Annotated in this window: 13 protein-coding genes; 7 read left to right on the top strand and 6 right to left on the bottom strand. The window is 53.8% G+C overall.

What is annotated here, in order from left to right:
- The 3 genes from V5P19_RS06020 to V5P19_RS06010 all read left to right on the top strand — a co-directional run.
- Positions 1-6,752: Ig-like domain-containing protein (locus tag V5P19_RS06020; protein WP_334401073.1), on the top strand; the 6,752-nt coding region annotated here is incomplete at its 5' end.
- 176 nt (positions 6,753-6,928) lie between these two features.
- Complete coding sequence (locus tag V5P19_RS06015) at positions 6,929-9,109, top strand: type I secretion system permease/ATPase (protein WP_334401071.1); 2,181 nt, start codon at positions 6,929-6,931, stop codon at positions 9,107-9,109.
- The gene (locus V5P19_RS06010) at positions 9,106-10,281 is read left to right on the top strand and encodes an HlyD family type I secretion periplasmic adaptor subunit (RefSeq protein ID WP_334401070.1); all 1,176 of its coding nucleotides are present in this window, start codon (positions 9,106-9,108) and stop codon (positions 10,279-10,281) included. The genes V5P19_RS06015 and V5P19_RS06010 overlap by 4 nt, the downstream gene beginning before the upstream one ends.
- 35 nt (positions 10,282-10,316) lie before the next feature.
- Here V5P19_RS06010 and V5P19_RS06005 read toward each other — a convergent pair whose 3' ends face one another.
- Positions 10,317-11,201 (bottom strand): MarR family transcriptional regulator, encoded by an 885-nt coding sequence (locus V5P19_RS06005; RefSeq protein WP_334401069.1) that lies wholly within the window; start codon positions 11,199-11,201, stop codon positions 10,317-10,319.
- Positions 11,202-11,532: 331 nt separating this feature from the next.
- Between V5P19_RS06005 and V5P19_RS06000 the strand changes: the two genes are divergently transcribed.
- Positions 11,533-12,996: an EAL domain-containing protein gene (locus V5P19_RS06000; RefSeq protein WP_334401068.1), complete on the top strand. Its 1,464-nt coding sequence runs from the start codon at positions 11,533-11,535 to the stop codon at positions 12,994-12,996.
- A gap of 91 nt (positions 12,997-13,087) precedes the next feature.
- On the opposite strand, the gene V5P19_RS05995 is transcribed toward V5P19_RS06000, so the two are convergent.
- From V5P19_RS05995 to V5P19_RS05975, 5 genes are all read right to left on the bottom strand, one after another.
- Positions 13,088-13,366: a biofilm development regulator YmgB/AriR family protein gene (locus V5P19_RS05995; RefSeq protein WP_334401066.1), complete on the bottom strand. Its 279-nt coding sequence runs from the start codon at positions 13,364-13,366 to the stop codon at positions 13,088-13,090.
- Between the two features lie 24 nt (positions 13,367-13,390).
- A complete protein-coding gene (locus V5P19_RS05990; protein WP_334401064.1) occupies positions 13,391-13,690 on the bottom strand; it encodes a hypothetical protein in 300 nt (99 codons plus the stop codon).
- Positions 13,691-13,809: 119 nt separating this feature from the next.
- Positions 13,810-14,049 (bottom strand): regulatory protein YcgZ, encoded by a 240-nt coding sequence (ycgZ, locus tag V5P19_RS05985; RefSeq protein WP_334401062.1) that lies wholly within the window; start codon positions 14,047-14,049, stop codon positions 13,810-13,812.
- 239 nt (positions 14,050-14,288) lie between these two features.
- On the bottom strand, positions 14,289-14,561 hold the full coding sequence (locus V5P19_RS05980; RefSeq protein WP_334401060.1) for a CsbD family protein: 273 nt from the start codon (positions 14,559-14,561) through the stop codon (positions 14,289-14,291).
- A gap of 169 nt (positions 14,562-14,730) precedes the next feature.
- The gene (locus V5P19_RS05975; protein WP_334401058.1) at positions 14,731-15,834 is read right to left on the bottom strand and encodes a glycosyltransferase family 9 protein; all 1,104 of its coding nucleotides are present in this window, start codon (positions 15,832-15,834) and stop codon (positions 14,731-14,733) included.
- A 249-nt stretch (positions 15,835-16,083) separates the two neighbouring features.
- On the opposite strand from V5P19_RS05975, the gene V5P19_RS05970 reads away from it, so the two are divergent.
- The 3 genes from V5P19_RS05970 (at position 16,084) to V5P19_RS05960 (ending at position 19,361) form a co-directional block, all read left to right on the top strand.
- On the top strand, positions 16,084-16,359 hold the full coding sequence (locus tag V5P19_RS05970) for a metal/formaldehyde-sensitive transcriptional repressor (protein ID WP_334401056.1): 276 nt from the start codon (positions 16,084-16,086) through the stop codon (positions 16,357-16,359).
- Between the two features lie 32 nt (positions 16,360-16,391).
- Positions 16,392-17,510 (top strand): S-(hydroxymethyl)glutathione dehydrogenase/class III alcohol dehydrogenase, encoded by a 1,119-nt coding sequence (locus V5P19_RS05965; protein ID WP_334401054.1) that lies wholly within the window; start codon positions 16,392-16,394, stop codon positions 17,508-17,510.
- A gap of 159 nt (positions 17,511-17,669) precedes the next feature.
- Positions 17,670-19,361, top strand: a complete 1,692-nt coding sequence (locus V5P19_RS05960; RefSeq protein ID WP_334401052.1) for a methyl-accepting chemotaxis protein — start codon at positions 17,670-17,672, stop codon at positions 19,359-19,361.
- Positions 19,362-19,388 lie beyond the last annotated feature (27 nt).

Here is a 19,388-nt window from a genome sequence, read left to right as displayed (position 1 = left end):
GCGCGGGCGAGCGCGATATCACCATCGACGCCAACCTGCCGGGGCTGCGCGTGGACACCGTGGCGGGTGATGACGTGATCAACACCATCGAGCACGGGCAGAACCTGATCGTGACCGGCTCCAGCGACGGGCTGGCGGCGGGCACCACGCTCACCGTGACCATTAATGGCAAAACCTATGCGGCTTCCGTTCTGGCGGACGGCTCCTGGAGCGCAGCAGTTCCGGCAGCAGACGTCGGCGCCCTGGCGGCGGGGACGGTGACCGTCACCGTTACGGGCCAGAGCACGGCAGGTAACCCGGTGAGCATCAGCCACGACGTGATCGTCGACCTGGCAGCGGTGGCCATCAGCATTGACGCCATCGCCACCGACGACGTGGTCAATGCGGCGGAGAAGGGCGCGGATCTGGTGCTCTCGGGCAGCACCACCAACGTGGAAGAAAACCAGATCGTCACCATCACCTTTGGTGGTAAGCGTTACACCGCGACCGTGGATGCCGACGGCAACTGGACCGCCACCGTCCCATCTGCGGATCTGGCGGGCCTGAAGGACGGCGACGCCAGCGTGCAGGTGAGCGTTACTAACATCAACGGCAACAGCGCGTCGGCGGGCCGCGAGTACAGCGTGGATGCCACCGCGCCAACCGTGAGCATCGATACGGTTGCGGGCGATAACGTGATCAACGGCAGTGAAGCCGGTGCGGGTGTGACGGTTTCCGGGACGACAACGGCAGAGGTTGGGCAGACGGTGACCGTGACGCTCGGCGGCAATAGCTACACCGCACAGGTTCAGCAGGGCGGTATCTGGAGCGTCAGCGTGCCATCGGCAGACCTGACGGCGCTGGCCGACAGCGGGTACACCGTCCAGGCGAGCGTGAGCGATGCCGCGGGTAACCCGGGCAGCGCCGATAAGGCGATTACGCTTGATACCACGCCGCCGACCGTCAGCTTTAACGTCGTGGCGGGCGATAACGTCATCAACGGCCAGGAACATGCGCAGGCGCAGATCGTCAGCGGATCGGCAACCGGTGCGAGCGTCGGCGATAAGCTGGTCATTACTATTGGCTCAAACCAGTACACCACCACCGTGGACGCCAGCGGCAACTGGAGCGTAGGCGTACCGGCCAGCGTGATTTCCGCACTGACCGATGGCACCGTGACCATCAGTGCGACCATCACCGACAGCGCGGGTAACAGCAGCACCCAAACGCATGACGTGCTCGTGAACACCGCTTCCGTCGCGCTGACCGTCAACACCCTGAGCGGTGATGATGTGATTAACGCGGCAGAAGCGGGCAACGCGCTGGTGATTAACGGCTCAAGCGCGCAGTTTGCCAGCGGTACCCAGGTCACCGTCACCCTGAACGGTAAGAGCTACACGGCCACCATTCAGAGCGATGGCTCCTGGACAACCACCGTTCCTGCGGCAGATGTGGGGGTACTGGCTGATGGCGCGAGCTATCAGGTGGCGGTCTCTGCGCAGGACAGCGCGGGCAACAGCGCCTCGGCAACGCACAGCATCAGCGTGGATACCACTGCGCCGGTGGTGAGCATTGCCACGCTCTCCGGCGATGACGTCCTGAACGCGGCAGAAGCGCAGCAGCCGCTCACCGTACACGGCGCTTCCAGTGCGGAAGCAGGCCAGACGGTAACCGTGACGCTGGGCGGCAAAACCTACACCGCAACGGTCGCAAACGACGGCACATGGACGCTGGACGTTCCGGCAGCCGACCTTGCCAACCTGAGCGAAGGCGCGCTGACCGTCAGCGCGTCGGTGAACGACAAAGCGGGTAACAATGGTCAAACTACGCACACCTTAACGGTAGATACCGTGGCGCCGACCGTCACCATCAGCACCGTGGCGGATGACGATATCGTCAATAACGCGGAGCAGCTGGCGGGCCAAACCATCAGCGGTACCACCACGGCGGAACAGGGCCAGACGGTGACGGTTGCCTTCAACGGGCACAGCTATCAGGCGACCGTCGCGGCAGACGGTTCGTGGTCGGTATTTGTACCGGGTCGTGATTTCCTCGGCCTGACAGACGGTGACTACACCCTCACCGCCACGGTGAGCGATAAAGCCGGTAACCCGGGCAGCACAACGCACGACGTGACGCTGAGCGGAGACGTCCCGACGATCGCCATCAACACCTTTGCGGAAGATGATATTGTCAGCGCCGCAGAGCACGGCACGCCGCTGGTCGTCAGCGGTACCACCGACGCGCCTGCGGGCCAGACGGTGACCATTACGCTGAACGGTAAAACGTATACGGCTACCGTGCAGAATGACGGTAGCTGGAGCTATACGCTCGGCAGCGCAGACGTGAGCGCCCTGGCGGACGGCGGTTCGTATGTTATCAACGCGCAGGTCAGCAATACCATCGGCAACAGCGCCAGCGATAACCATACGGTTACCGTGGATCTGACCGCGCCGTCGATGGGGATCAGCATTGATTCTCTGCAGAACGATACCGGCTTAAGCACGAGTGATTTCATCACCAACGACGGCCAGGTGGTCGTGAACGGTTCTCTGACCGCCCAGCTCGGCAATAACGAGAAAGCGCAGATCAGCGTGGACGGTGGGGCAACCTGGATTGACCTGACCGTCACCGGTACCTCATGGCGCTACGCCGATGGCCGCACGCTGACGGATGGGACCTACCTGTACCAGGTTCGCGTTATCGACAACGCCGGGAACGTGGGGGCAACGGACAGTCAGGACGTGGTGATTGACCTTACCGCGCCTGTCGCAACCACCATCACGGTGGACTCTGTGACCCAGGACACCGGTCTGTCTGGCAGCGACTTTATCACCAGCGACAACCAGATCAGCCTGAAAGGGACGCTCGGGGCCGCGCTGGGAAGCGGCGACCATGCGCAGATCAGCCTGGACGGCGGCGTCACCTGGACCGACGTCAGCGTGAGCGGTCTGAGCTGGACCTACGTAGATGGCCGTACGCTGGCCGATGGGGACTACAACTATCAGCTCCGCGTGATTGACGTTGCGGGCAATATCAGCGCCACCGCCAGCCAGGTGGTGACCATTGATACCGTTGCGCCAGATGCGAGCAAGACCATCTCGATCGACAGCATCAGTGACGATACCGGCCTGAGCGCCAGCGACTTTATCACCAACGATACCTCGCTGACCTTGCACGGTACGCTGGGCGCGACGCTGGCCGACGGCGAATACGCCCAGATCAGCATTGACGGCGGCGTGACCTGGCAGAACGTGATTGTCACCAGCAACAGCTGGTACTACGTGGACGGGCGTACGCTGGGTAATCAGACCTATGACTACTACGTGCGCGTGGTGGATGCGGCGGGCAATATCGGCTCCAGCGCCCATCAGCAGGTCACCGTTGATACGGTAGCGCCGGATGCCGCCATTACGGTGACCGTAGATAACATCGCCGTGGATACCGGCTTCGACAATAACGACTTCCTGACCAGTTCAACGTCGTACACGCTGAACGGGACGCTCGGCGCAGAACTCGGCGCGGGTGAATATGTTCAGGTCAGCATGGACGGGGGTACGACCTGGGTTTACGCCACCGTAAGCGGCACGCAGTGGAGCTATAACGACACGCGCACGCTGACCGACGGAAGCTACAACTATCAGGTACGTGTGGTCGATCAGGCGGGTAACGTCGGGGCAACCACGTCGCAGGCCGTCACGGTGGATACACAGGCGCCGCAGTACGGCATCACCATTGACAGCATCAGTGAAGATACCGGGCAGTCCAGCAGTGATTTCATCACCATGGACACTACGCTGACTCTTAACGGCTCGCTGGGCAGCGCGTTGGCAAGCGATGAGCGTGTGCAAATCAGCCTGGACGGCGGCAATACCTGGGTCGATACGACCGTCACCAACCAGCGCTGGAGCTACACCGATACCCGCGACCTGGCCGACGGCGATTACACCTATCAGGTGCGCATCATCGACCAGGCGGGCAACGTCGGTTCCACCTCATCGCAGGTGGTTACGGTAGATACCACGCCACCGTCTACGGTGGGGACCGTTGTCAGCTATACCGACGGTGAAGGCGAGCGTCAGGGGACCTTTGGTTCCACGGTTGCAACCGACGATGACTCTCCTGTAATCAACGGTACGCTGAACCGCTCGCCGGACGAGGGTGAGATTGTGCAGCTCTATCGCGATGGGCTGCTGTTAGGCCAGGTCACGATGAACGGCAGCGCAAGCTGGTCCTTCCAGGACAATGGCTTGCTCGACGGCAATCATACCTACATTGTGCGCGTCACCGACAAAGCCGGTAACTACACCGAGTCTGACGGTTTCGTGCTGAATGTGGACACCAGCATCCCGACGACCACGGCGGCGATTACTGCACAAACAACCTCGGATACCACGCCGATTATTAGCGGTACGGTCTCTGCGGATCTGGTGAACGGGGAATACTTGACGGTTATCGTCAACGGTAAAACCTACACCTCGCAGACCGGCGGTGCGGTGGTAGTCGACCCGGATCACAACACCTGGTATCTGCAGATCCCGGACAGCGATGCACTTGGCGTGGCGAGCTACAGCGTGACGGCACAGGTGAAGAGCAGCGCGGGGAACGGTAATAATACCGGAGCGTCCACCGGCAGCCTGGTAATTGATACCACCTCGGTAAATACCGACTGGGCGACTACGGCGGGGAACAGCAACAACTCGACCATGACCCTCGGCACGAACAGCAGCGGCTTGTGGAATATTATTGCGAACGGTCAGTCTTACTCCAGCAGCGATAGCTCCTCTTATGCAGGTAATGCGCTGACCAATACTCGTTCCTACAACGTGGTCAGCCAGACGGCAGCCGACTTTGACCGAAACGGCACGCAGGATGTCTTCGGCACTGAAACCGGCTACGCAGGCTCTACGCAGGTCATGTGGACCTACGATGGCAGCACCTATAACGCCAGCCAGCTGGCGATGGGCACCACCATCTGGTACGGCGGTGTGGTGGCGTACGACAAAACGGGCGATGGGTATCTTGACCTGGCGTACGGCGATGCGGGTGCTGACTCCATCACTTACCTGATCAACAACAACGGCGTACTGTCGCCGGATGGTACCAACGGCGGGGCCGGCTTCTGGGGGCAATTCACCACCATGCGTGAAATCTCCGGCGTCGACCTGAACAACGACGGGACCGTAGACATTGTGCAGCACACCAACCGTAGCGGCGCGTACTCGCTGACCGTGATGAACAACAACGGTAACGGTACGCTGTCCATCGGGCAGAACATGACCAACGTGTTTGTGGTTAACGCCGCGAATACCACCACGGCGGCGTCCATGACGTGGGCGGACTTCAACGGCGATGGCTACATGGACCTGTACCTGGGCAGCAGCTACAACAATACCGGTGGAGTGATTTACTACAACAACGGTGCAGGGCAGTTGTCCACCACGAAGAGCGCGGTTGAAGCCTCAAACGCATCGGCGGGCTATCTGTCGGTGGCGGTAGACTGGAACGGTGACGGGCAGATGGACATCGTCAAGCTCAGCACCTACGGCGGTTCGCAGACGGCAACTTTGTTCACCAACAACGGCTACGGTTCAACCTGGACCTCAAGCCAGCTGGCGTCGGGGCTTGCGAACGTCACCGGCGTTGCCGCGGTGGATTACAACTGGGACGGCGCGCAGGATCTGCTGGTTTCTCAGCAGAACGGTAAGGTGGTGCTGGTACAAAATAGCAAGACCATTGCTGACGGTACCGCGATGCATCTGCACATTGTCGACAGCGAAGGCATCAACGCCTACTACGGCAATACGGTCAATCTGTATAACGCCTCCGGCGTACTGGTGGCGTCGCAGATTATCAACGCCCAGTCCGGTATTGGTTCGAACGATACCTCCGCGCTGGTGAGTTTCTACGGGCTGGATCCGAACGAAACCTATTCGGCAGAGATTGTGAAGATCACCAACGGCGTGTCGGATAACGTCACGTGGGACGGTCTTGAAGCGGGCAACGGCAAGGAAGGCTATGTCCTGACGGCCGAAGCGGCGACCGGCGGCCACAGCGGAACCCTCACCGGAACCGGGTATAACGATACCTTTATCGCAGAGGATGGCACCTATACCTACAACGGCTCTGGCGGCTGGAATACCCATTCCGACTACGACACCTGGAGCAATACCGGTGGGATGGACGTGGTGGATTACCGCAATGCGACCTCTGGCGTCACGGTTGACCTGCGGCTGTCAACGGCCCAGGACACAGGCTTTGGCACCACGCGTCTGGTCAACATTGAAGGCATCAACGGCTCGAACTTCGACGACGTCATTACCGGCAACAGCGGTGATAACCAGTTTGAAGGACGCGGCGGTAACGACACCTTCAACATTGGCAGCGGCGGGCACGATACGTTGCTCTACAAGCTGATCAACGCCGCAGATGCGACGGGCGGCAATGGGAGTGATGTGGTGAACGGCTTCACCGTCGGCACCTGGGAAGGCACGGCGGATACGGATCGTATCGACCTGCGCGATCTGCTTTCTGACAGTGGTTATACCGGCACGGGCTCGGCGAGCTACGTGAACGGAGTGGCAACGCTGGACAGCAGCGCGGGTAATATTGCCGATTACATCCGCGTCGTGCAGAACGGCAGTAATACCGAGATCCAGGTTGACCTGGACGGAACGGGCGGTCAGTTCTCTCCAACCACGCTGGTCACGCTGAATGGCGTCCAGACGGATCTGGCGACGCTGCTGGCCAATCATCAGCTGTTAATTGCGTAAAACCACGCCGCGGGGATCACTCCCCGCGGCCTTTTGCGTTTCTTTACACGAATAGTCATAACCCTATATTTCACAAGATTATTTTGCGGGCTCGTTTAGAGAACATTCGAATTTAAATCTTCCCGTAAAGGTAAAATTTCAGTGCGAAATTATCGCACTGGACAGGACGTAGCATTATGAAGACACATCCACAGTACGAACCCTGGCTGCAGGGCATGCTGATCATCGCAAAGCACTACCGGCTGGATTTCTCGGCGGAGCATGTTAGGGTCACGATTAACCATGAAAGCCAGTCTCCGCGACAGCTGGTGCTTGAAGAGATGGCACGCCAGCTGGGGCTTGGGGTGCGTGTCGTTTCGCCTGAGGCTGCGTCTCTCGATCCGTGGCGCATGCCGCTGCTGGCTGAATTTACCGGCGGGCAAATCGCGGTAATTAACCGTATGGACGGCGAAGGGAATATCAGCCTGCAGTTCAGCGGTGACGGCGGGCTGGAGACGACATTAACGCGTGAGGAACTGGGGACACGGCTTAAAGGGCTGCTGGTACTGCGCCCGCTGGAGTCCACGCCGGACGCGCGCGTGGATGACTACATCAAACCCTATGAGAAAAACTGGTTCTGGAAGCTGGCGCTGAAAGACTGGCGGCGTTACAGCGATATCATGCTGGTGGCGCTGGTCGCCAACGTGCTGGCGCTGTCGGGCATGGTGTTTTCCATGCAGGTGTACGACCGCGTCGTGCCGTCGCAGTCCGAAGCCACGCTGTGGGTGCTGTTTGGCGGCGTCATGATCGCCATTGTCTTCGAATTCATCATGCGCATGCTGCGCGTGCACATTTCGGACGTAGTCGGGAAACGCGCTGACCTGCGCATCTCAGAGCGCGTTTTTGCCCACGCGCTGCGCATCAAGAACGGTGCCCGGTCGAAATCCACCGGCTCGTTTATCGCCCAGATCCGTGAGCTGGAGTCGGTGCGTGAGCTGATTACCTCAACGACCATTGCGGCCATCTCCGATCTGCCATTCTTCCTGCTGTTTGTTTTCATTCTGTGGATGATTGGCGGCCCGCTGGTGCTGGTGGTTCTGCTCGCCGTGCCGCTGCTGCTCATTCCCGGCCTGCTGGTGCAGCGCCCGCTGGGGAAACTCTCCAGCGAAGGGATGCGCGAATCCGCGATTCGTAACGCCACCCTGGTGGAAGCGGTGCAGGGCATTGAAGACATCAAGCTGATGCGCGCCGAGCAGCGCTTCCAGAATCAGTGGAATAACACCAATGACGTTGCCGCCAGCGTAGGGATGAAGCAGCGCTGGCTGACGGGACTGTTGCTGACCTGGACCCAGGAAGTGCAGTCCATCGTTTACGCCGTCGTGCTGCTGGTGGGCTGCTACCTGGTGATTAGCGGGGATATGACCACCGGCGCGCTGGTGGGGACCTCAATCCTTGCGTCGCGGACGATTGCCCCGTTGTCGCAGATTTCCGGCGTGCTGTCGCGCTGGCAGTCGGCCAAGGTGGCGCGCAAGGGGCTGGACGACCTGATGCAGCGCCCAATTGACGATCCGCAGCAGGGTAAGAAAGTGCATAAAGCGCACCTGCGCGGTGACTACGTGCTTGAGGACGTTGGATTCTGGTACGACGAAGAAGAAAAACTGACCGTCCTGAACATCAAGAAACTGCAGATCCGTGCCGGGGAGCGCATTGCGGTGCTTGGCCGTAACGGTTCAGGGAAAAGCACCTTGCTGCAAATCCTTGCGGGGATGCAGGAACCCCAACAGGGCAGCATTCTGCTGGATGATATTGCGTTAAACCATCTGGATACGGCTGACGTGCGTCGGGATATGCAGCTGCTCGGCCAGCAGGCGCGCCTGTTCTTCGGTTCCGTGCGCGACAACATTCTGATGGGCAATCCGCTGGCAACGGATGAGGAAATCCACCAGGCGTTGGTCAACAGCGGCGCGCTGGAGTTTGTACGCAAACAGAAAATGGGGCTGAACTACATCATTAACGAAGGCGGGGCTGGGCTGTCCGGCGGGCAGCGACAGGCGCTGCTGCTGGCGCGGGCGCTGATAACGTCCCCGAACATTCTGTTGCTCGATGAACCAACCGCCTGGCTGGATGAGATGAGCGAGAAACAGTTTATTCAGCATCTTCATCAGTGGCTCGGCAAGCGCCGGACGCTGGTAGTGGCCACGCACCGCCTGCCTATCCTCGACCTGGTCGACCGCATCATCGTGCTGGAAAACGGTAAGGTAGTGATGGATGGTCCCCGCGATACGATTTTGAACCAGCACGGCATGGCCGCGCAAAAATCACCGCAGCGCACCGTGACCATGAAGCCCGCGGCGGTAGCACAGGAGGGCGTAGCATGAATGATTTTTCCCGCTTTAATAGCCGCCTGAAGGAACCGCGTCTGCCGCGTTCAACCCTGGTAGCGTGGGCGCTCTTTGCTCTTCTGGTGGTATTTATTACCTGGGCGAGCCTGTTCCATCTGGATGAAGTGACCACCGGGAGCGGCAAGGTCATACCGTCCTCCCATGAACAGGTGATTCAGTCCCTGGAAGGGGGCATCATCCACAGCCTGATGGTGCGCGAGGGTGATATTGTCGAACGGGGCCAGCAGCTTGCGCAGCTCGATCGCACCAAAACCGAGTCGAGCGTGCTGGAAAGTGAGTCCCGCCTGAACGCGGCCCTGGCGACGGCCGCACGCTTGAATGCGGAGGTGAACAATACGGAACTGGTCTTCCCCGCAGAGCTGGATGATGACGTCGAACTGGTAAAACAGGAAACGGCGCTGTATCAGTCCCGCCGCGAGAGCCTGGAAAAAGGATTAGCCGGTTTACGCCAGGGGGCCGATCTTGTGCAGCGCGAACTGTCGTTAACCCGTCCGCTGGTCACCCAAGGGGCGGCCAGCAAAGTAGAAGTCTTACGTCTTGAGCGTCAAAAAAACGAGCTGGAAAGTAAGATCACTGAAATGCAGAACCAGTATTACGTCCGCGCCCGCGAAGAGCTGGCAAAAGCGAATGCGGAAATTGAAGCGCAACGTTCGGTGATGAAAGGCCGCGAAGATTCCCTGACGCGTCTGACGTTCACCGCGCCGGTCCGAGGGATCGTTAAGGACATCGACGTTACGACCGTAGGCGGAGTCATTCCTCCCAACGGCAAACTGATGAGCCTGGTCCCGCTGGATGACCAGATGCTGATCGAGGCCAAAATTTCCCCGCGTGATGTCGCGTTTATTCATCCGGGGCAAAAAGCGCTCGTAAAAATCACGGCCTATGATTACTCCATCTATGGCGGTCTTGAGGGGGAGGTGACGATGATTTCGCCGGATACGCTTCAGGATGAAGTGAAAAGGGATGTTTACTATTACCGCGTCTATATTCGTACCGACAGCAACCACCTGACCAACAAGCAGGGCAAAGATTTCCCGGTGTTTCCCGGCATGATTGCGACCGTTGATATTAAAACCGGCAGTAAAACCATCATTGATTACCTGCTGAAGCCGCTGAATAAAGCGAAAGAGGCGTTGCGGGAAAGATAACGCGCTGGCGTTCGGTGATCCGAACGCCAGTTTTGTTATGCCGTCGCTGTGATATGTATGGCGGGGCGTCGTTCTTTAGGCACGACGTTGATATAGTGAGTCACGTACGCAAAGTATAATCCCGCATAGTTTTCGACCAATTCCATAAACGCCGGATAAATTGTCATTCTTCCGTCGCCCCGATCCTTAAGGTAACCTTCTTCCTGCGCCGTTTTTATAATCCGGTTGACGTGGATCCGTGAAACAAAAAATTCTTTTGCGAGCGTGCTCGCCGAGTAGTCGATAGTAGCACCATGTGCAGTTTTGTTTTTTATCGCCTGCATGTAGAGATATAACATAATCATACGACCTCCATCTTTATCGATAAATAATCCGACCTCCGGCAAGACTTTCCGGAACGTTAAACCTCTAAAAAGATACTCAGAAGCGCGGCGGAAAAAATTATTTCTCAATATATCAACGTCTAGCAAGTTTACGTTAATATTGAATGCGGGGTATAAAATACTCACAGGTAAAAATGCACCTGACATGTAGCGTTTAAGTTCATCCAGTCCTTTTTGCGTGGGTTCGATTCGTGTTTTTCGGCGGTCTTCCGTACAGCGCCAGGTCTTGATGCGCCCTGTGGTTCTAAGTATGGTAATGATTGCAATAACACTGTTTGGACTGGCTATTTTGTATTTTGAGCATAATTCTTTTATCTCTGAAACTGACTCGGCTTGATTGCCAAAAATAAAACAACACATTGAAAGGATAATGTTGAAGCGAGATTCCTGCAGCATTGTTTTATAGAACAAAGGTTGTTTTTTATAGATTGCGTTGTTAATGGCGTAGTGCTCTTTTATTGCCTCGCTAAATCGCGGATTGCCTTTAATGACATCCCTTCGATGTAGCAGAGCCCTGGATGAGATATGATTATCCATAGCTATTTTCTCTTATTGTAACGAACCGATGAGATGAAATATCCAGTCTTCTGTCCGGCAGGGGTATTATACCTCGCAAATAATATATTTGCCGTTGTTATTTGAAAAGATTGTTATATTTATGCTGCTTATGAGTCCACGGATTGATTAACGCAAAGATGTTCGGCCAGAGGAGAGTGATAACTGTTTCTTAACGTAGAGGGGTGCTGTAAGATTAATATAAATAACACGCAATGTTGTGAATTGTAACATTCGAATATAAATGCTTTCGTTTGCCGAGGGGGATATTCCCATCAGGCGAAAGTAGTTTTTTTGTACCCAGGAGCAGCTTATGGCCCAAAATATTTCTCGAAAAAATGTTGCTTGTCATGAGCAAGAGTTTGTCATCTCTGCCTGCACCTTCACGTTCCAGGGATATCGTTTGTTTCTTGAGGAACAGGGGATAAATGCGTCGCATCTTCAGTTTAACGATGATGAAGTGTCTCCGCGAGATATTGGGAAAATCCTTCAAAACCAACATACTAAACTCGTCGTATTTCCGGGTAAAGATATCGTTAATCTTCTGGCCTGCCTGAAGAGGCTCGCCTCTGTGCTTAATTCGCTTCCGGTTATAAGAGAGGTGACGATTTATGGCCGTATTCCCGTAAGCTGGCTGCAGCGCACCCTGAGAAGTCTTGTTGATAATAAGCTCAAATTATCGATGATCCGTGTTGCCACTCTTACAGACGTGGTTGACTGTTTTAAAAATAACCCAAGTGCGTTTAGAGACTGCTCTCGATTATTACATCAACAGTCATTAGATTGCGCATATAAAGATAATTTTAAAGGCTTGACGAAGCGTGAGCTTGATGTCCTGTTAAATTTTTATCGTGGCATGTCGGTAAAAGAACAGTGCGAAAAAATGGGTTTGTCTGATAAAACGATTTATACCCATCGAAAGGAGGGTATAAGAAAATTAAATCTGATACGTCTATGGCTAACGGATTCTACCACGTTCAAAGTAGAAGGTGTCGTTGGTAGAAAATATGAAAGGCAAGTCTATTCTAGCAGGGAGATGGAGATCTTCAACGCGTTGCTTAAAAGAGAAATATTCCCTGCGTATCAGATTATCACCGATCGCTATAAAAAAGTCGTAGGATTTGAAATTCTTTTACGCTGGAATGACAACGGTAAAATTATCAAGCCTGCCAGCTTTTTATCTGACATTTCTAATGTTGAAATATGGCTTAAGGTCACTGCGATGGTTATTCATGCAGCGGTGTCGGGTATCAATAAATATAACGGGAAATATTATTTTTCTGTGAACATTCCACCTCAGCTTGCCTCAGGAAATGCGTTGCCAGGTATGGCTAAAAAAGCAACCGAGATGCTGCTCAAGCCGCAGTGGTCCGACAAACTGGTGTTTGAATTTGCCGAAAGTATTGACGTAATGAAAGATAAAACGATCCCAGAAACGATGCAGCGCTTGCGTAACACGGGCTGTCGACTGTTTTTGGATGATTGTTTCTCAAATCACCATACGCTATTTCCTGTGAGACAGGTTCACTTTGATGGGCTTAAACTCGATCGCGATCTTGTGGCCCAATTTGGGGCTAACGATAACGACTATAATCTTATTAAAACGATCCAGTTTTACAGCGATATTACCGGAAGTGAATGCATAGCAGAAGGTGTCGATAGCGAAGAAAAATTTGAAAAACTCGTTGCCCTTGGGGTGAAAAGTTTTCAGGGATATTATCTTTCAAAGGCTGTAAAGGAAGATGAGTTAGATCGGATGGTGCGGTTGTTTAGTTAAAGATTACGCTGGGGGCAGGGGTAATGGGTGGTATTACACCACTAACCCACCAGCGAAGATGAAGTAAGGCAAGATTCGACTGCAGTTAAATTCAAAGATCGTCGCGGGTAAATCCGACAACAATTTCCAGCGTATTACGAATAACGTCACAGACCTCTGGTTCTTTCGTAATTTCGAGCGCATGAATCAACTGCAATATGACTTCTTTATTTGAAAGATTATCACCACAAAGCATAATACAGCGAATTGCAGAACCTAACACTTCAGCTTCATCATCAAGGTGCTGCCCTGCATTTAAAAAATGTTCTGCCAGTCCTTTATCATGCAGCGCTTCAAAATTATACGTCTGCTGTCTCATTGCCTTACTCATGATGGTCACCGTGTGTGTTGTCAATTAGTGTTTCTTATTTGGGGCAAATAGGGTGTCATTTTTAAAGAGTGAGCGCATGCGGCCTGCGTCGTAATCACCAATGATTCTTCCCTGATCGGTAGAAACGCCGGTGACTCTTTGACGTACCTCGTCCTCGGCTGCAATCAACGCATTTCTACGCTCATCATTTGATTCAACGTTAGCCATTCTAAATAATCGATTAGCCAGAGACGCAAAGGTGATAGGACCGTTCTCTTTCAGAATCGATAATACGGCTTCACCTATCAGGTCATCTTTCAGTCGTTCGAATTTAGTTCTATGCATAGCTTCAATCTCACTCTGCTACACCGTAAAGGCTGCAACATTGGGTTAGTTATCGCCTAATGATAGAGTTTTTTTCTATCCACGCGACACCAACTTAGTAAGTAAAAATCATTTTTACATTAGCGCTCAAAGAACAGAGCGATAAGGCCGTTGTAATGCGCTTTTTCAGCTTCACAAGAGGATTCTTCTATACGACGCAGCAGCTTTGTACAAATTGTCATTCTACTGAGTTGTACATTCTCTTTGATAATCTCGCTGACGATCAGGCCCAGCGTTTCCTGCTGGGAAGGTATATTGTTTTTGTTAAAATACAACGTGATGGCGCTTTCTGCTGAAGAGGGGGCGCGGTTGCGTCTCATATTTATCCACCGTTGTAGAACATTTCAGTAACATTGATGTGATTGAATCTATACCATGAAGATAAATCTGTACAGCTTAAATGTACAAGTTTTTGCAGTTTCTCCCTATTCCGATAACGAGATAGCGAGTGAGGCCTGCGTCAGAGGACATGATTAGGGAGCCGGGGAGAGTGATGGCGAGAACGGCTGGAAAGGGGTATTAAGCGCGTAGAGAAAATCAGGCCCCGAAGGGCCTGCCATTATTTACGTCCCAGGAGAAGCCCAAGAACAACACCCACTGCACCTGCAGCAATCAAACCTGACAGAGGGTTGTTACGAACGGCTTCAGTGACATCAGATACCGCGTCACTGGCCTGTGCGGCGTATTTTTTGGCTGCACCTTTAACCTGATGCTTCGGTGAGTCAACGAATTCGCCAAACTGCTGCTGGGCAGAACCGGCCAGCGCGTCGAGCTTATTTTTGGCCTTGTCGCCAGCGTACTCTGCGTGTTTATCAGCGTCGATATCAGACATTGTTACCTCCTTTTGATGGTCACTTAAGCATAGTCACCTGAGATAATTTTGTGCCACTTTAAGATTAAGTGAAGCTGAGGCTACGTGGAAGGGGGCGTTGAGCGAGGTTGGGGCTTCTCAGGCGTAAGAAATTAAGAGGCCTGAGAAGCCATTTGAGACTGTGAGTCTCCTATATGCTGTCGTTGTCCACGATAATCTTTATTTGCTGGTCAATGAGTTCTAAAATGGGGAGAATATCGGCATCCATAACCCGCCGTTCTTTTAGTCTCACTTGAGTTGCTAATATATAGTTTGGTCCCCAAATGTCGGCGTTATCTGCTGGTGCGACGAGTATCTTATAGGGATAGATACAAATGAGTCTCTTATTGAACGCCCTTGAAACATGGACAAATGATGTATCTGGGGAAATCACTAATGCACTGTCTTTTATAATCTGTGCGGCGGAAAAGAATGAAGGTGTGGTATTTTTGGTCACGCATTCTGAGTCCGGGATCGACTTTATCTTATGCTGCTCCCCAAGAATAATTATGTGAAATAATTGATGGTATTGCGCTATGTGGCAGGAGATGGCTTGGATTTGTTCCAGTGAAAAAAAACGTTCGCTAACACTACCATAAGGAATAAATGCAATGATTTTTTTCATTGTTGTTTTCTGAATGAATTTTTCCGCCGCTTCCGCGTCCTCACCAGGTATTAAAACCGTGTAATCATAGTCTGTAGCTGCAATACCAACGTGCTCTAACAGATCTTTATATCGGGTGCTAATGTGCCCGAGAGGTTTTTTAACGTTCACGACGTCATCGTAAATACGGTATTTATTTGTAAAACCAATTGTTTTGCTCGGTTTTACAATTCGAATTAAATTAAAAACATCGACGTTTGAATGCGTTATTTCATGTGAGTCAACAAAAACGAAAGGATTCAGTTTTCTAAGGGTCTTCACTAGTTCTTTTTTATTCTTAGGGTCATAGAAATATAATTTTTCTAAATTGCTCCATTCTTTAAATAAGAAATGCGTTCTTTTATCTGCAATTACAGATACGCGGAAATTGTGTTTCACAAGAGTCTCAATCACACCACCTATGACGATAGCATCGCCGATCCCTTTTCCGATGAACGGTATGACTAAGTGGTTTGTGTCCATCTCACGTCCAGCCTTCAGGCTGCGGGCAAGAGCCGTTACTGTACTCAAGAGATTAAGTTTTAACCGTAATTTTGTCCTCTTAAGCACATAATTTTTAGATCTGTTTACTTTCCTGAGCCACGCGATCATGAACATCCCTCTACGAAATATTTTGGTTTAACTGAGTTCAGCGCCAATGATGCGTATATTATCTAATTGCTATGACATAAAAAACAAAATAGTTGGAAGGCAAGTTTCCGGACGTTAAAAAGGCTCTGTAGGTCTGATTTTGTATTTTGTACAGTGCGGATATATGCCAAGTAACCCTGCAAAACTTAATGTTTACATGAAGAGGATAAAGTAGGTACCATACCCCCCTATAGTATCAAAGGAGCGCATATGCCGCATTCACCCGCAGATAAAAAACGAATTCTGACGCGCGTTAGACGCATTCGTGGACAGGTTGATGCCCTCGAACGCGCGCTGGAGTCCAGCGAACCCTGTCTTGCCATCCTGCAGCAAATTGCCGCCGTGCGCGGTGCTGCCAACGGCCTGATGGGCGAAATGGTCGAAATTCACCTCAAAGATGAGCTGGTGACGGGGGAGACAACCCCGGATCAGCGGGCAGTTCGGATGGCAGAAGTCGGCCATTTACTGCGCTCTTATCTAAAATAAACCCACAGTCCTCACAACAAGGGAAGAGACACATGAAATCTCGCGCAGCTGTCGCATTTGGTCCAGGCCAGCCGTTAAAAATCGTTGAAATCGACGTCGCGCCGCCTAAGAAAGGCGAAGTGCTGATCAAAATCACCCATACCGGCGTATGCCATACCGACGCGTTTACCCTGTCGGGTGACGATCCTGAAGGGGTATTCCCGGCGGTGCTCGGCCACGAGGGCGGCGGTATCGTTGTTGACGTTGGCGAGGGCGTTACCAGCCTGAAGCCGGGCGATCACGTCATTCCGCTGTACACCGCCGAATGCGGCGAGTGTAAGTTCTGTAAATCCGGTAAGACCAACCTCTGCCAGGCAGTCCGTGCGACGCAGGGCAAGGGACTGATGCCTGACGGCACCACCCGTTTCTCCTACAACGGTGAGCCGATCTATCACTATATGGGCACCAGCACCTTCAGCGAATACACCGTTTGCGCGGAGATCTCTCTGGCAAAAGTCAACCCGCAGGCGCCGCTGGATAAAGTCTGCCTGCTGGGCTGCGGCGTGACCACCGGTATCGGTGCAGTCCACAATACGGCGAAAGTGAAAGAGGGTGATACCGTGGCGGTCTTCGGACTGGGCGGGATTGGTCTGGCGGTGATTCAGGGAGCGGTACAGGCAAAAGCCAGTCGTATTATTGCGGTCGATACTAACCCTGAGAAGTTCAAGCTGGCAGGCGAAATGGGCGCGACCGACTTCGTGAACCCGAAAGATTACGAAAAACCGGTTCAGGATGTGATTGTTGAGCTGACCGACGGCGGCGTTGACTTCAGCTTTGAATGTATCGGTAACGTTAACGTGATGCGCGCTGCGCTCGAATGCTGCCACAAAGGCTGGGGCGAGAGCATCATCATCGGCGTGGCTGGCGCGGGTCAAGAGATCAAAACCCGTCCATTCCAGCTGGTGACCGGCCGCGTATGGCGCGGTTCCGCTTTTGGTGGCGTGAAGGGGCGTACCCAGCTGCCCGGCATGGTTGAAGATGCAATGGTTGGCAAAATTCAGCTCGACCCGTTCATTACCCACCGTTTGCCGCTGGAGCAGATCAACGAAGCCTTCGATCTGATGCATGAAGGGAAGTCCATCCGTACCGTCATTCATTTCGGCGACAACTGATTATTTTGCCAGCGGTTTTTTGCCGCTGGCGTTTCTTTAATAATCTTCTCTAAAGTGTGACCTGTCTGGCGCTTTTAGCCATAATCTAATTTCTTGCCGTGCCGATGACTATTTTACAGGCGTGTTTTTACGCATCTTCCTATAAGAGAGTCGACGGTCATGGACAACACAACTTCGATGCAGGCGCAGCGCAAGCTGAGCTTCTTGCATCACATCAGGCTGGTTCCGCTGTTTTCCTCCATTCTCGGTGGCATTATTCTTCTGTTTGCCTTAAGCGCAGGCCTCGCGGGCTATTTCTTGCTGCAGGCGGATCACGATCAGCAGGATGTCACCTCAGAACTTCAGGTGCGTATGGGGCTGTCGAACAGCTCCAACCATCTGCGAACGGCACGAATCAATATGATCCACGCCGGTGCGGCGAGCCGCATTGCGGAAATGGATGCGATGAAGAAGAACATCAGCGAGGCGGAAACACGCATTAAGCAGTCGCAAGACAGCTTCACCTCGTATATGAATCGTTCGGTTCGCACGTCTGCGGACGAAGCGCTGGATACCGACCTGAAAGCGCGTTTTGATGCCTACGTGGCAGGCCTCCAGCCAATGCTTAAATATGCCAAAAACGGCATGTTTGAAGCCATTATTAACCATGAAAACGAAACCGCGCGGCCGCTGGATGATGCCTATAACGCGGTATTGTTGAAGGCGATTAAAATCCGCACCGAGCGTGCAAACGCCCTCACGGCGCAGGCGCATACCCGCACGCAGCTGGGTCTGATGTTTATGGTGGGGGCCTTTGCGCTGGCGCTGGTGCTGACGGCGATGACCTTTGTAGTGCTGCGCCGCACGGTTATCCATCCGCTTCAGCGCGCGGCAACCCGCATCGAAAATATCGCTAAAGGCGATTTAACCCTGCCGGACGACGCGGCCGGGCGCAGTGAAATTGGGCGTCTGACGCGCGATCTGCAAACCATGCAGCATTCGCTGGTGAACACCGTGGGTACCGTACGTCAGGGTGCCGAGGAGATCTATCGCGGCACCAGCGAGATTTCAGCGGGGAATACCGATCTCTCTTCACGTACCGAGCAGCAGGCCGCTGCAATCGAGCAGACGGCAGCGAGCATGGAACAGCTGACCGCAACGGTGAAGCAGAACGCCGATAACGCGCATCATGCCAGCAAGCTGGCGGAAGATGCCTCCGGGAAGGCTAGCCGTGGTGGGCAAATGGTGTCCGGCGTGGTGAAAACTATGGGCAATATCTCGACCAGCTCGAAAAAGATCTCTGAGATCACGGCGGTGATTAACAGCATTGCCTTCCAGACCAACATTCTGGCGCTTAACGCGGCGGTAGAGGCGGCGCGTGCGGGCGAGCAGGGCCGTGGATTTGCGGTGGTGGCAAGTGAAGTGCGCACCCTGGCGAGCCGCAGCGCGAATGCGGCGAAAGAGATTGAAAGCCTGATCAACGAATCGGTATCCCTGATCGATCAGGGTTCGGGCGAGGTGGTCGCGGCAGGCAATACCATGAATGAGATCGTCGAGGCGGTGAAGCGCGTCACCGATATCATGCTGGAAATCGCTGCTGCGTCCGACGAACAGAGCCGCGGTATTGTGCAGGTGAGTCAGGCTATTTCTGAGATGGACAAAGTGACCCAGCAGAACGCCTCGCTGGTGGAAGAGGCATCCGCGGCGGCGGCATCGTTGGAAGAACAGGGCGCGCGTCTGACCGAGGCCGTTGGGGCCTTTCGTCTGAACGGGGCGAATGCGAGCCGTTCGGTTGCGTCTGCTGCCGCGGTGAAGAGCGCGCCTTTACGACCTGCGGCTGCGGTTTCCGGGGATAACTGGGAGACGTTCTAATCTGCGGGCTGATTCATGAAAAAGAAA

This window comes from Enterobacter sp. UNJFSC 003 (genome assembly GCF_036903355.1).
In the GTDB taxonomy this organism is placed as follows: Bacteria; Pseudomonadota; Gammaproteobacteria; order Enterobacterales; family Enterobacteriaceae; genus Enterobacter.
Note: the sequence above shows the minus strand (reverse complement) of the source record. Positions and strands in the feature narration are given on the sequence as shown.